This is a genomic window from Microbulbifer maximicatervae (SeqCode) (genome assembly GCF_052468095.1).
The window spans coordinates 4,008,570-4,022,678 of record NZ_CP174332.1 but is presented as its reverse complement, the minus strand read 5'-3'; the positions used below and the strand labels follow the sequence as shown (position 1 = coordinate 4,022,678).

11 protein-coding genes are annotated in these 14,109 nt (G+C 40.4%); all 11 read left to right on the top strand.

Annotated elements, in window-relative coordinates:
* Window positions 1–1,032 precede the first annotated feature (1,032 nt).
* The 11 genes from ACJJIL_RS17580 to ACJJIL_RS17530 all read left to right on the top strand — a co-directional run bounded on the left by ACJJIL_RS17580 (window position 1,033) and on the right by ACJJIL_RS17530 (window position 14,108).
* Window positions 1,033–1,824 (top strand): ABC transporter permease, encoded by a 792-nt coding sequence (locus ACJJIL_RS17580; RefSeq protein ID WP_445360357.1) that lies wholly within the window; start codon window positions 1,033–1,035, stop codon window positions 1,822–1,824.
* Window positions 1,821–2,534 (top strand): ABC transporter ATP-binding protein, encoded by a 714-nt coding sequence (locus ACJJIL_RS17575; RefSeq protein WP_445360356.1) that lies wholly within the window; start codon window positions 1,821–1,823, stop codon window positions 2,532–2,534. Before ACJJIL_RS17580 ends, ACJJIL_RS17575 begins: the two co-directional genes overlap by 4 nt.
* Window positions 2,535–2,543: 9 nt before the next feature.
* Window positions 2,544–3,779, top strand: coding sequence for a KpsE/RkpR family capsule polysaccharide export protein (locus ACJJIL_RS17570; RefSeq protein WP_445360355.1), 1,236 nt, complete (start codon window positions 2,544–2,546; stop codon window positions 3,777–3,779).
* 91 nt (window positions 3,780–3,870) lie between these two features.
* Window positions 3,871–5,505, top strand: coding sequence for a polysaccharide biosynthesis/export family protein (locus ACJJIL_RS17565; RefSeq protein WP_445360354.1), 1,635 nt, complete (start codon window positions 3,871–3,873; stop codon window positions 5,503–5,505).
* A gap of 291 nt (window positions 5,506–5,796) precedes the next feature.
* Window positions 5,797–6,729, top strand: coding sequence for a glucose-1-phosphate thymidylyltransferase RfbA (gene rfbA, locus ACJJIL_RS17560; RefSeq protein ID WP_445360353.1), 933 nt, complete (start codon window positions 5,797–5,799; stop codon window positions 6,727–6,729).
* Window positions 6,730–6,784: 55 nt separating this feature from the next.
* The gene (gene rfbC / locus ACJJIL_RS17555) at window positions 6,785–7,333 is read left to right on the top strand and encodes a dTDP-4-dehydrorhamnose 3,5-epimerase (RefSeq protein WP_445360352.1); all 549 of its coding nucleotides are present in this window, start codon (window positions 6,785–6,787) and stop codon (window positions 7,331–7,333) included.
* A 94-nt stretch (window positions 7,334–7,427) separates the two neighbouring features.
* Window positions 7,428–8,300, top strand: coding sequence for a dTDP-4-dehydrorhamnose reductase (rfbD, locus tag ACJJIL_RS17550; protein WP_445360351.1), 873 nt, complete (start codon window positions 7,428–7,430; stop codon window positions 8,298–8,300).
* A 148-nt stretch (window positions 8,301–8,448) separates the two neighbouring features.
* The gene (rfbB, locus tag ACJJIL_RS17545; RefSeq protein ID WP_445360350.1) at window positions 8,449–9,528 is read left to right on the top strand and encodes a dTDP-glucose 4,6-dehydratase; all 1,080 of its coding nucleotides are present in this window, start codon (window positions 8,449–8,451) and stop codon (window positions 9,526–9,528) included.
* 25 nt (window positions 9,529–9,553) lie between these two features.
* Window positions 9,554–10,435 carry an NAD-dependent epimerase/dehydratase family protein gene (locus ACJJIL_RS17540; protein WP_445360349.1) on the top strand — a complete coding sequence of 294 codons (882 nt, stop codon included), beginning with the start codon at window positions 9,554–9,556 and terminating at the stop codon, window positions 10,433–10,435.
* A 47-nt stretch (window positions 10,436–10,482) separates the two neighbouring features.
* Window positions 10,483–13,374 (top strand): glycosyltransferase family 4 protein, encoded by a 2,892-nt coding sequence (locus tag ACJJIL_RS17535; RefSeq protein WP_445360348.1) that lies wholly within the window; start codon window positions 10,483–10,485, stop codon window positions 13,372–13,374.
* Entirely contained in the window at window positions 13,371–14,108 is a 738-nt protein-coding gene (locus ACJJIL_RS17530) for a glycosyltransferase (protein ID WP_445360347.1), read from the top strand. The genes ACJJIL_RS17535 and ACJJIL_RS17530 overlap by 4 nt, the downstream gene beginning before the upstream one ends.
* Window position 14,109: the final 1 nt, after the last annotated feature.

Below are 14,109 nucleotides of genomic sequence, written 5' to 3'. Positions count from 1 at the left end.
GCACTTGGGAGGTGAGGATCTCTCTGTATTTTACCCCTCGACACTGTTCAGTAGGTTTTTCGAGCTAATCATGAACCCTATGGAGAATGGATGAATACTAGCCATATCCATAACATCACACATTTTGTCGATCTCTGTGAAAGTAGGGTTTGCGATACAAGCAGAAGGATACTTAAAAAGGTCTTACTCGCCCCTTGAGGTTAATCTTACTGTGCCAAAAGCAAAGTGATACTTAAGTACCAGGATGGTCTTGATACTGGGCGGTTAAACTTTCTGGCCACTCCCAATTACTTCTTCTCATTAACCTACAGCGAGCTAGATGGAGAGTAGTGCAATCATATTGCACAAATGTACCAATTTTGACTGTCAAATCTGGAGCAAAGTGTTGAGAGTTTCTACTTAGATAGAATAGCCTCTTCCTTAACACCTTAAATTCCCTTTCAAAAGTTATCTTGGCGTGGATTTTGCTCAGAAATATTGGGTAAATCTTGAAAGAGTTATGTATCAGAGACTCGGAGCTGGTTATATCTTAATCAGTGCGGGATCTCAGCAATTAGGCCGAATATGGCATTAAGTTCTCTATTAATGTCTGTTTGCGTCTGTTTCTCTCAGTTAATGCTTGTGTATTCACATTCGCAAAATGCGTGAGTGATAGCATTGTTGGCCGCGACTAATATGTATTCTGAAGGTACCGCCTGCTTGTTCATAGAGAAATTGATAGTCATCATTGGCGATCATCTAGAAGGGCGTATCGTCCACTATAGATAGCTTTCAGCTAGACTGTTGGGACGAACGTAATGGCACGTAATTAATTAAAAAATGACTAATAACGGGCGCTACGATAGGATTCCGCGTCCATTTTGAGGAGCGCTGGTATTAGGAGAGAGGCTGGCAGCCCAAACTTAGGTCATGCCTTTATATAGCTGGCCTGAAAATATGCTCAAGCACCTCAACAGTATTTAAAGAAATTGTCTCAGTTAGCGCCCCGCACCGGGTAGCGACTGGTTCACAGATCGCAAAGAAATAATTGCTATGAACCCCTCAACCCAACGTTCAGTCTGGCAAATCCAACGAGATGTTGTGTATGCATTGTTGGTGCGAGAGATGAAAACTCGCTTTGGCAAGTGGCGCTTGGGTTATGCTTGGGTGCTACTGGAGCCAGCTCTACACATTATGGTGCTCGTAGCAATTTTTAGCTTAATTCGCGACAGTTTTTATCCGGGCATTCCGACCCCTCTGTTTATGTTAGCGGGGATTACGCCGTTCCTTTACTTTACTCACTGTTTTCAGAAAGGCTTAGCCGCTGTTGAGTCAAATAGAGGGCTTTTCAATTATCGCCAGCTAAGGCCCTTTGATGCAGTATTTACACGAGTATTGCTAGAGTTTGCAATATATCTAGCTACTCTTATTACCTTAATTGGTGCGTTAGCTTGGTTTGGTATTTCTACAGAGTTCAATAATTTTTTACTTTTAGTTGTTGTCAACATTCTGTTTTTTTGTTTTTGTCTTGGCTTGAGTTTAGCGTTATGTGTTGTCGGGGTTAAGTTTCCAGAGCTTGCTAAATTTTCTTCAAGCCTGATTAGACCTTTATATTTTATATCAGGAATATTTTTTTCACTGGAGCAAATTCCAAGAGAATACCACGTGTACCTTGTTTGGAATCCTTTGCTACATGTTATTGAGTTAACGCGAGAAGGACTTTTTGCCAGTTATCAAGGGATGTTTGGCAGTTTGTCATATTTAAGTGGTGTTTCTATCACAATGCTTTGCTTTGGATTGTTGTGTTATAGAGCAAATTGGCGAGATTTGGTAAGAAGTCAGTGATTAAATTAGAAAACTTAACCAAGTCATTTCGCACCCCTCAGGGAAGAAAGGTTTTGTTTAAAGATGTCAATGCCTCTTTCCCGGAAGGAAAAAACATCGGCATCCTGGGGCGAAATGGCGCGGGTAAATCGACTCTGCTACGGATTATGGGGGGAATTGACTATCCGGACTATGGACGTGTAATCACGAATCAGAGAATTTCTTGGCCAATGGGATTGTCCGGAGGATTCCAAGGCAGTATGACTGGACGTGAGAATGTTGCCTTTATCTGTGGTATCCATGGAATTTGGGGGAGTGCTCAGAAAAAATTAATGGATAGAGTCCAGGACTTTGCTGAGATTGGTAACTACTTTGATGTGCCAGTAAAAAGTTATTCCTCTGGAATGCGTTCACGCTTAGCCTTTGGTTTAAGTATTGCTGTAGATTTTGATATCTATCTTGTCGATGAAGTAATGTCAGTTGGTGATGCTCATTTCAAAAAGAAGTGCGAAGAGGTAATTGCTGAGAAGCGTAAAACTTCCTCCTTCATTATCGTTGCACATGCTATGGCAATGCTAAAGAAGAACTGTGAAGTGGGCATTTATCTAGATTCTGGAGGACTGTCAATCTTTGATTCTATGGATAAGGCCATAGAACTTTATCAGGGTGAGAAAAACTCAGTGAATACGAAACCTCAAAACGGAATTGCCGCTCACACCGCGAATGCATAAGAGTCGATTATGGAAGTTAAAGAACTAATTGCTGAAGAACAAGAGCAGGATCGAAGCCAAAATATAGGTAGCTCTAATGGCTCCTCTAAAAAGCTGCTACAGCCTATCTTAAAAATAATGAATAGATGGAAACCAGGTAAAATTATTGAGCGATTTCATCAATTGAGAGGTGTAGCCGTACTAGTTTTGTTACCTCTCGCGCTTATGAGCACTTATTACCTATTCTGGGTTTCTGAGCGATATGTGAGCAATGCTCAATTAATTGTTAAAGATAGCGCCTCATCTCAAGCCGCTTCGCCAGCTCTAGGATTATTGATTCCAGGAATGGGGAGTGATAATCAAGATGCTTTTCTCGTGGTTAATTACATCCAATCCTTGGATATGGCTCTCTATTTGGATGAAAAGCTGAAACTAGCTGATTACTATAAAAGTGACAGCTACGATATTTTCTCGCGGTTGGCTACCGATGCCACTCAAGAAGACTACCTGAATTACTATCGCGACCATATAGGAATCTTTCACGATGAAGCGACAGGTATCATTACGATAGAGATGCAGGCGTTTGATCCTACTTTTGCCAAGCTTCTAGTTGAGACTGTTATTCAAAAATCGGAAGATTTTGTTAATGAAATCAGTAATCAATTAGCTGATAAACAAGTTGCATTTGTTAAGAATGAAGTTGACTTGGCTCAAGTGAAACTGCGTAGTACCAAGCAAGAAATTCTTGATTTCCAAAATAACCATAAAGTAGTTAGTCCAGAAGAGCTTACAAAGGGCATAAGTACGATTATCCAGGGCCTGGAGGCTCGACTGGCAGAGCAACGTGCGAATTTGACCGCAGCAAAGTCATACTTAAATGCTGATTCTTCACAAGTTGTATCCATGCAAGCGGATATAGATGCTTTAGAAAGCCAAATCGAAATAGAAAAAGTACGCTTGGTAGGGATAGGAGAGGAAGAAGGAGAGCAGCGACTTAACTTCTTAGGGGCTCATTTCCAGAATCTCGAGTTAGATTTACAGTTTGCTACGGACGCATATGCAGCTTCTTTAAAAGCACTAGAAGCTGCCCGTATGGAAGCCTCCGGCAAGCTAAAGCACTTAATGGTAGTAACTAAGCCGTCAATGGCGGAGAAGGCTGAGTATCCCCATAAACTCTATAATTTGGTGAGTTTAGGCATAATTCTACTGATGCTCTATGGAATTGGAAAGATGCTAGTTGTAACTATTCGCGATCATCGAATGTAGTTTTTGGATCCAAATAGTTAAAAGCAGACAGTGGCAGTGAGAATCTACCGTTCACTAGTTTGGAAAATTTTCATTTACAAAGATCAAACAAATGATTACTGAGAAAATAAAACAATTCAGTTTTGGCGTTGGGATCCTGATTTCTTTGTTTGGAGTGCAGGCTACAGCCCTGGAAACCCAGCTGATTGATGAAGTTGCGTCTACTGAGCTACCAAGAACAGGTGTGCCTGTTTTTGGTGAGTCGCTTTTCCAAGGCGCCTTCAAGGACCAGCCTTTCAGTGGCTTTAACCCAGACTACAGAATCTCTATTGGCGACCAAATTAACTTGCAGCTATGGGGAGCCTATAGCTTTAGCGCTACGTTGCCGGTAGATCCAAAAGGGAATATTTTTGTCCCCGAAGTTGGCCCAGTCCATGTGGCTGGTGTAAAAAATGGTGTCTTGAATGACTTTGTTCTTCGTCATGTTAAGCGTGTATTTAAAAACAATGTGCAGGCATATGCGAACCTGGAAGCCAGCCAGCCAGTTAAAGTTTTTGTAACTGGATATGTTAATAACCCTGGTCTCTACAATGGATTCAGCTCAGATTCCATTCTCTATTACTTAGATAGTGCTGGGGGTATCGATGAGCAAAGCGGCAGCTTTGTGGACATCAAAGTGGTACGTCAGGGAAGAGAAATACAGAAAGTTAATCTCTATAACTTTCTGGTAGATGGAATTATGCCTGCACTACAACTACGAAATGGTGATGTTGTAGTAGTAGGGGCGCGCCATGGTTCTGTAACAGTTGAGGGTGCGGTACAACAAGCAGCTCAAATGGAATTTACGGGTCCCTATACTCAGCTTGGTGAAATGTTACTTGTTACCAAGCCCGATCCGCAGGCGAATTTTGCGCGTATCACCCAAGTAATAGATGGTGTACAGCAAGCTAACTACATGCCTCTTACTAACGCAATGACAACACGCCTGTATCCCGGAGCACAGGTGGAGCTAGTGCGTGACAACGATATTGAGTCTATTTCAATACGGGTTTCTGGTGAGTTGGATGGACCTGCAACTTATGTGCTTCCTTATGGTGCAACATTGGAAGAGTTATTAACCCAGTTGGACTTTCGGGATAATGCTGATCAGGCATCTGTTCAGTTATATAGAAAAAGTGTTGCGGATAGACAGCGTGCAGCCTTGGATCGCTCTCTGGATGCACTACAGATGGAAGTTCTTACTCGTCAACCTAATACGGATCTAGAGAAATCAGCCCAAAAAGATAATGCGATGATGATCCAGAACTTTATTGAGCAGGCGCGGAAAGCAGAGCCTAGGGGGCAGGTTGTTATTGCCAATAACCCCAATGCGGGAGAAATGCTACTTGAAGATGGAGATGAACTGATAGTGCCGTTAAGGTCATCGACTATTTCAATTGTTGGGGAAGTAATATTTCCGACTTCTTTGGTCTTCAATAAGAAACGTACATTAGAAGACTACATCGAACTTGCCGGTGGTTTTGCTAACAATGCAAATCGTAAAGAACTTGTAATCTTACATCTTGATGGAACTATAAATCGTATTGAAGATAACGACTTTGATAATCGCCTAGGAGATAGGCTACGCCCAGGCGATGAAATTATGGTTATGCCAAAAATCCATTCCAGCGAGTTACAAGTAACTAAAGATGTCACAGAAATACTTTACCGTATTGCAGTAGGCACTGCAGCAGTACTGTCTTTCTAATTTGGTACCAATAGAGTGTAACTTTATTTAAAAGTGGCTTTGTTTTTGCTTGAAATAAGGTGTAAGGCATATTTTGCTGCTCGTCATACTTGTACGAATTTAGTGTGATGTGATGTAAGTCTTATGCCATACCGATTTATGAACATGTGTGTAATCATTCACTTCTGGCTTACTCAATACCGTTTGTATATGGCTTTATTGCCAAGTAGTGGCTTAACAAAAAGGCACTAAAAATTGTTGGTATTGGAAAGGAACTGGAACTTGGATTGGAAAATTTGGGGGTAGTTAGTTATGAAGGGATCTTCTGATAGAAAAGGAATAATACTCGCCGGAGGCTCTGGTACTCGCTTGTATCCTTTAACTAAGGGTGTTAGTAAGCAGTTGATGGCTGTTTATGATAAGCCAATGATTTATTACCCTCTTACAACCCTTATGCTGGCTGGGATTCGGGATATTCTTATTATTACTACTCCTGAAGAGCAATATCTATATCAGCGCCTGCTGGAGGATGGTAGTCAGTGGGGCGTAAACATATCCTATGCTGTGCAGCCTTCTCCTGATGGCCTGGCTCAAGCGTTTTTAATCGGTAAAGACCATATAGGCAATAACGATAGTGCACTTGTCTTGGGCGACAATATCTTCTACGCGCAGCATTTTAGTCAGATACTACAGCAAGCTGATGATAAGACCGAGGGAGCAACCGTGTTTGGGTATCGGGTCAGCGATGCACGGGCTTACGGTGTAGTAGAGTTTGATGAGGAAGGTAAAGTTGTAAGTCTGGAAGAAAAACCCAAACAACCGAAATCTAACTACGCGGTTACTGGTCTCTATTTTTACGATAACCAAGTGTGTGATTTGGCTCAACAAATTAAGCCAAGCCCACGAGGTGAATTAGAAATTACCGATATCAATAAGATGTATCTTGAGAGCGGCCAGCTGAACGTAGAGTTAATGGGGCGAGGCAGTGCTTGGCTGGATACCGGAACCCATGACAACCTGCTAGAAGCAGCTCATTTTGTACAAACAATTGAACGTCGTCAGGGTATGAAAATTGCCTGCCCAGAAGAAGTAGCATATCGAAAGGGCTTTATTTCAGCGGAAGATCTTGAAAAGCAGGCGCTTCCTCTGTTAAAGAGCGGCTATGGTGAATATCTGCTTAACCTTATACGAGAAAGTGGGGGTTGTTCAAAAGTTGATCGACAACGCATTGCCGCTGTTGTTTGACATGAATTAGTCTCCTTAGCTGGAGCCCTGTTATTAAAGCCGAATACAAAGCAGTATGAAAGTAATCGCAACAGATATTCCTGAAGTAAAAATCATCGAACCGACAATTTTCGGAGATGACCGAGGGTTCTTCTTTGAATCTTTTCGCCAGGATTTGTTTAGTAGGGAATGCGCTGACTGTATCTTTGTTCAAGATAATCATAGTAAGTCCACACGGGGGACACTCCGAGGGTTGCATTACCAGACACAGAAAACACAAGGTAAACTCATTAGAGTGACAAGAGGAGAAATTTTTGATGTCGCTGTTGATCTGAGAAAATCTTCGGATACATTTGGACAATGGGTTGGTGTTTTATTGTCTGAAGAAAATAAGCGTCAACTATGGGTTCCTCAAGGGTTTGCTCACGGTTTTTATGGTCTGAGCCCTGAGGCCGAAGTTATCTATAAATGCACTGACTACTATGCTCCAGAATATGAGGAGTCTATTCGATGGGATGATCCAGATCTCGCGATCGATTGGCCTTTGATTGATGATGGTAGACCACAACTTTCAAAAAAAGATATGTCTGGGAAGTTACTAAAAGAAGCCGTTACTTTTGTGTAATAGATAAAGGTTAGTAGATCTAGATAGGTTTGAGAAATACCGGCATCTGGAACTTATAGCATTTTCAAAAATTTAGCTTGACGTAAAATAGAAAATGAAAATTCTTATAACTGGGAAGAGTGGCCAGTTAGCTACAGAGCTAAATAATCGGAGTCCTCAGAATTTTGACCTCTTGGCTTTTGACCGCTATGCGCTAGATATTACTAATGAGACACAAGTTTCAGAAGTTATTAGGAAATATCAACCACAAGTTGTAGTTAATACTGCTGCATATACGGCTGTAGATAAAGCTGAGGTTGAATCGAAACAGGCGTTTTCAGTCAATGCATTGGGTCCGGAAAATTTAGCGAAAACTTGCAAGCAGTTTGATATACGCTTGATACATATATCTAGTGATTTTGTTTTTGATGGTATGAGTTCAGCACCATATCAGACAGGAGATGCCGTTAAGCCAATTAATGTATATGGTGAAAGTAAGGCTGCAGGTGAGGTAGCCGTAAGAGCTGTACTTCCTGAAGCTGTAATACTGCGTACATCGTGGGTCTATAGTACCCATGGTACTAATTTTGTTAATACAATGTTGAGTCTAATGAATCAGCAAGATCATTTAAAAATTATTGCTGATCAAATAGGCAGTCCAACCAGCGCCCATACATTAGTAGATACTATTTATCGTTTAGTGGAACAGTCCGAGATAAGTGGAACATATCATTGTTCTGACATGGGGATGGCCAGCTGGTACGAGTTTGCTGTAGCAATATTTCATGAAGCTAAAGAGATGGGGCTGATCCCTAAAGAAAAAGTCGTAGAAATCGAGCCTATAAAGTCTATTGAGTATTCAGCAAGAGCAAAAAGGCCCCAATACAGTGTTTTAGATAAAACCAGTTTGCTTAAGGATCTTGGAGTAGAACTTCAGCATTGGCGACAATCTCTACACGCTGTTTTACTAGAAAAATCTATTTCTTAGTCCGTTAATACCATTTGTATTTGATTGACAGAGGGTAGGGAAAGTTTTTTATGTAATCAATATGTAAAATGTCCCTCAGCTTAATTTTAAGCTTTCGAAAAATGCAAATACTTGAAGTAGTCATCAGTTTTTAAAGAAGTTACTAAAAATGAGTAATTTATTGGTTACCGGCGGAGCCGGATTTATAGGTGCGAACTTTGTTCATTATTGGATGAAAAAATATCCACAAGACAAGGTTGTCGTTTTGGATGCGCTCACATATGCCGGAAATAGGGCCAATTTAGCCTCAGTCAATGACAAGCAAAACTTCTATTTCTGCCATGGTGATATTTGTAATACAGATTTAGTAGAGACTCTTCTTCGAGAACATCACGTTGATACTATCGTACATTTTGCGGCCGAAAGCCATGTCGATCGCTCTATTAGTGGCCCGGATAGTTTTATTGAAACAAACATCATTGGTACTTATAGCCTACTAAAAGCTTCTAAGAAGGTTTGGTTGGATGATGGCGTAAATAAGGAAAATCATCGCTTTCATCATGTATCTACGGATGAGGTCTACGGTACGCTTGGGCCGAATGACCCAGCTTTTAGTGAATCTACACAATATGCACCAAATAGCCCCTATTCAGCAAGTAAGGCTTCCTCAGACCATTTGGTACGAGCATTTCATCATACCTATGGATTAAAGGTTACGACCAGTAATTGTTCCAACAATTACGGACCTTATCACTTCCCTGAAAAGCTAATTCCGCTTGTAATCACTAATATTCTCCAAGATCGCCCCTTGCCTGTTTATGGTGATGGAAAACAAATCAGGGATTGGCTTTATGTTGAAGACCATGCCCAGGGCATTGACCTGGTAATTAAGCAAGGGAATATTGGTGATTGTTATAATATTGGCGGTATTAATGAATGGGCGAATATTGACATCGTTAATTTTATTTGCAGCTACATTAATGACGTTTTTTCCAAAAATACAGAACTCCATAAACTTTTTCCAGGTGCAAAGAGAGCAAAAGCAGGAAGATCAGAGGAGTTAATTTGCTATGTTGAGGATCGTGCTGGACATGATCGACGTTATGCCATTGACCCTAAAAAATCCAATAATGAACTTGGGTATCAACCTCATGAAAGTTTTGAATCCGGTATCCGTAAAACTATCGAGTGGTACCTTAAAAACAGTGATTGGTGGGAATCAATCTTAGAGGGAACGTACAGGATCTGACAGGGAAAATGGGGGCTCGTGAAGGATGGTAGGCAAAGTTTGTGTTATTGGTGCAAGAGGGTTCCTTGGAACTGCTATTACAGAGGAGTTGGAGCGTCGCGGTATAGAATGGTGCGGAATAACATCGGGTCCAACCACCAAGAATAACGAGTTTGAATTTAGTAAATTTGATCAAGAAAAAGTAATTAGTGAAGTTGAAGGCTGCAGCCTCTACATTAATGCAGCAGGAAGATGGAAGCCAAATACTTGCGAAGGGTCGCCAGGGCAAGCAATAGGGGCAATGATCGAATTTGCGAATAAAGTATGTAGTTTTCTTTGTGTACATAAAGCAAAAAAATTTTTGCATTTGTCTTCTGCAGGAACTGTTTATGGAGAGCAAAATGGCCGAGCACATAGAGAAGATGATCTACCAACTCCGATTTCTTGGTATGGCAGAGGAAAGTTACTGGAAGAGGCAATATATTCAAAGTACACGGATTCGAATGATATTCAGTTTGTTTGTGCAAGAATAACTAATCCATTTGGCAACGTACATAACGCTGTACATGGATTTGTTGATGTTTTATTGAGCTCAGTTGCCAATGCTAGAAAATTTTCTGTATTTAAAGGCGTAAATCCTTCCCGGGATTTTATTCTCGCAGCTGATGTTGCATATTATATAGTCGAGCTGCTTATGCAAGACTGCTCTGGTACCTACAATGTGGGATCTGGGGTAAGTGTTCGCACGAAGGACATCTGTGATTTTGTTTCTTCTTTAACCGGTTTTGATTTGATAGATAAATCCCTAACACATCCATATTATGATGTTGTAACCAATGAGGTTGATACCTCTAAGTTACAACAAGTGTGTGAGAGTAAATCTACAACTGATGTTTTTGATTATATAAGGCAGAGAGTTGCTTCTTAGCTATTTTAATTCTTTGTAAAAATTTTAATTTAAATTGAAAGTTTATTATGTTTGATGCGTCTGGCTTAAAGAAATCCATTAAAGGGTTTTTCGGGGAGTACGAGGATAGATCCAGTTCCGTGATTCCTGAATCTAAAGGCCCTGTAGTTGAAAGCCCGGTATCTATACCTGATTATTTGTATGATGCCGATTTTTATTCTAGAGAGAAGACGCAAAACGGAATTTCTCCTGAAGACCTTTATGATCTTTGGGTTCAGGAAGACATAGATAACAATATATCGGCATCAAAACTTTTTGATATTAGTTTCTATCAGATGGACAACCCTGATTTGGAGGGAAGCTTTCTTTGGCACTACATAAATCATGGTAGATTTGAAGGTCGTAGTCCGAATGTGCTTTTTGAATCTGACTATGTTAGAGGAAAAGTAGAAAAAAAATTTGAAGCTGGGGATATGGACTTGTTTGGATATTGGTTTAAACAGTTGTTATCTAAACGTGTGTCATCAGGTATTGTTTGGGATTTCTACTTATCTCATCTTGTAGACAGTTCTGAGTCTGAAAATCTAGCAAATAATTTTGTTCGGCTGGCTTCATGCTTGCAAGATTTAGGTATTATCAATAAAGAAGAAGCACTTATTTTTGTAGCAATATTCAGTCGATATACTGAAGGAAGTGTTAACAACGAGTGGTTGAGTAGCTTGGAGGAGTGGGTAGAAGCCGGATGCCCAGCAGACTTTTCCATACTTTTTGATGTGGCCTTCTACAGTGAACGTGCAGGTGTGAAATTTAATTCTGGAATCGATGCTTTTAGGCATTGGTTTAGAGAGGGTCGTTCTTTAATCCCCAATTCGATTTTCTGTAAAGAATTTTATCTGGATAAGTATGAAGACCTAGTTGCGCACCCAGACCCATTTTTACATTTTATTCTTCATGGAAGGTATGAAGGCCGAAGTCCTAATCCATTACTGAATGAGCATTTCCTGTATATTGAAAGATCGAAAAGCCCATTTTGCGTACTAAATTCATGGATTCATCAGGGATTACCAACGTCCGGATTGTTTCCTGGGTTTGATGTTCTTTTATCGAAAAAACTATATCTAAATGATTTCTCTTTTTCTGAGAGGCTTTATCTATGCTTGTCATTACTGGAAACCTTTACAAGCTCCTTTAGTGATTTTGAAAGTTTTGAAATTTTTATACACTCTTTGAGTCAAAGCAAACTGTTAAAGATGTGGGAGCTTGGAGAGCAAGTCAAATTTCTTAATGATCCTCTATCTCTATCTTATTTGTATAATAAGGAGTTGGTGAAACAAGAAGATGTGGCCGGTGGTGAGATATTCAACCGCTGGTATAATCAGCATAAGTCAATAGATGCTTCGACAGCCTCTTTCTTTGATGCCGTTTACTATCGCTCAAGATATTTAGACCTGGCTAACTATGAAGGGAATATTTTCATACATTTTCTGAAGCATGGACAGTACGAGAATAGGTCGCCAGGCCCCTTATTAGACACTCAATGGATTGCATATACTTATGATTTGGGGGGCAGTACCGCACTCGAATTCTATTTTTCTTCTGAAGACTCTGGAGAGGCTGTAAAACCATCTGCGGGGATGTCTCCCTTAAGAGTTACCTGCAAAGAGAATGTGGAATCCAAAGGTTTAAGTGATATAGCCCTGGAATGTCTTGACGAGGGGATATTTAACTTGTCAGACAGTTCGAATCTTCAGCAAATGATCGCTAAAGCTGCTGAGATAGAACCACTGATCAAGAAAAGTGATAACTCTAGAGCTTACTCACTAATGCCCTATAATTCAGACCCCTTTGCTTATATGAAGGGACTATCGGATGCTGTAGGAAAATCAGATATCTTGATATTTAGGGATTCGATAAACTTTGGTGGTGCGGATGTAATACTAGGGCTGGTATATGAGTCATTTAAAATAATATATCCAGGGAAGGGTATCAAAGTAATTTCAATGGGGCCGGTGGATGAAAAGGTGCTAACCCCACGGAAAATAGACTCTGACGCAGTTGTAAATCTCTCTGAAATTTCCAGGAAGTGTCATCCGGATGTTTTAGAGCACATAGTCTATGACATTATTGTTGGATCTGGTGCGAAGCAAGTACTGAATCTAAATTGTGGAATACTGTGGAAAACGATTGAAAATTATGGGCGAATTTTAACTCGTTTTGCCAATTTACAGGGATATTTTTTCTGTGATGATCGCGACTCATTTGGTAATGTCGCAGGATATCCAGCCGAGTACTTTCTGACTTGTAGTCAATACTTAGACGCAATTTTCTTTGATAGCCATTTTCTATTGGAAGAAATAAAGCGTAGAGGTATGGTGGTTGGAAGCGTGACTGATAAAATTTCAGTGCTCAAAACGCCGTTCCAACAAGAGTCAATTGAAAATTCAACTAGGCCGAGAAAAAAATATGGTAATCGTATCGCTTGGGCGGGAAGATTTGATGAGCAGAAAAGACCCGATTTACTTGTTAAAATTGCACAAGAAATGCCTGATGTAGAGTTCTACGTTTGGGGTAAGGCAGTTTTGGGAGTCAAAGACTATGGTCTTGAGAGTGTAGATAACATACATCTGATGGGCTTATATACTACAGAGCAGGAAATGCTCGATTCTGGCTGTGATGCTTTTCTCTATACATCTGAATGGGATGGTGTTCCCACGATATTACTTAGAATTCTTGAATTAAACTTGCCTATTGTTGCCTCCAATGTAGGGGGAGTAGGTGAGTTACTACCTAAAGATTTCCTTGTGGATGATATCGAAGATATTCCAAGTTACGTAAATAAGTTGAAATCGATTCTGATGGATCTTAACCCAGCTAAAGAGACTTTTAGAAGTCATTTTATGAAAGATCGTGCCGCTAGAAATTTTGAAAGCTATGTTGAAGCATTGGGAGAGGCCGTATGAAATCATCACTACCCTCGCTCCAAGTGATTATCACGGCCCATAAAGAAGGGGCATTACTGTTGCCAACTATGGAGAGTGCGCAGGTATCGATTACAGAGTTGAAGCGTCTTTATGATGTTGAAGTTGAATGTCTTCTATTTCTAGATAAAAGTGACGAATTAACTATAAATATCGCAGAGGAATTGGCCCAGATGTATGGGGCACGAGTTCTGTATGGAGAGGAAGGTGATCCAGGGCAAGCAAGATTGCGGGCCATATCCTCGTCTAATAAGGATATGATTGCCTTGCTGGATGGCGACGATCTTTGGTCAGAGAATTGGTTAAGCGGCTGTTATGAAGTTATTTCCAGTTTTTCTGGCAAGAAAGCATTGAAAAATAGTGTGCTGCATCCTGAGTATAATCTGATTTTTGGTGCACATAGTATGCTGGTCCGCCAAGGAGATCCTAGTGATAAATTTTTTGATCCGGAATTTCTACGTGTAGGTAACTACTGGGATGCTCTATGTCTTGCTCATAGGAGCATTTTCGATAAATATCCATATAAGAAGAATGATCTTGATTCTGGTCATGCTCATGAAGATTTTTATTGGGCATGTGAGACTTACCTGGGTGGTGTTAACCACTTGTTGGTTAAGGACTCTGTTCATTTCAAACGACGACGTGGTGGTTCTGTTTCGGTGATTGCAGATTCAAAGAAGGTTAAACCTTTAGTCTCAAACATTAATTTTTATTAAG

What these genes read in the sequence shown, in the direction of transcription:
- rfbA (WP_445360353.1), top strand. Translation starts at nt 5,797, where the DNA reads ATGAAGGGATCTTCTGATAGAAAAGGAATAATACTCGCCGGAGGCTCT.
- ACJJIL_RS17535 (WP_445360348.1), top strand. Translation starts at nt 10,483, where the DNA reads ATGTTTGATGCGTCTGGCTTAAAGAAATCCATTAAAGGGTTTTTCGGG.
- rfbB (WP_445360350.1), top strand. Translation starts at nt 8,449, where the DNA reads ATGAGTAATTTATTGGTTACCGGCGGAGCCGGATTTATAGGTGCGAAC.
- ACJJIL_RS17565 (WP_445360354.1), top strand. Translation starts at nt 3,871, where the DNA reads ATGATTACTGAGAAAATAAAACAATTCAGTTTTGGCGTTGGGATCCTG.
- ACJJIL_RS17530 (WP_445360347.1), top strand. Translation starts at nt 13,371, where the DNA reads ATGAAATCATCACTACCCTCGCTCCAAGTGATTATCACGGCCCATAAA.
- ACJJIL_RS17570 (WP_445360355.1), top strand. Translation starts at nt 2,544, where the DNA reads ATGGAAGTTAAAGAACTAATTGCTGAAGAACAAGAGCAGGATCGAAGC.
- rfbC (WP_445360352.1), top strand. Translation starts at nt 6,785, where the DNA reads ATGAAAGTAATCGCAACAGATATTCCTGAAGTAAAAATCATCGAACCG.
- ACJJIL_RS17580 (WP_445360357.1), top strand. Translation starts at nt 1,033, where the DNA reads ATGAACCCCTCAACCCAACGTTCAGTCTGGCAAATCCAACGAGATGTT.
- rfbD (WP_445360351.1), top strand. Translation starts at nt 7,428, where the DNA reads ATGAAAATTCTTATAACTGGGAAGAGTGGCCAGTTAGCTACAGAGCTA.
- ACJJIL_RS17540 (WP_445360349.1), top strand. Translation starts at nt 9,554, where the DNA reads ATGGTAGGCAAAGTTTGTGTTATTGGTGCAAGAGGGTTCCTTGGAACT.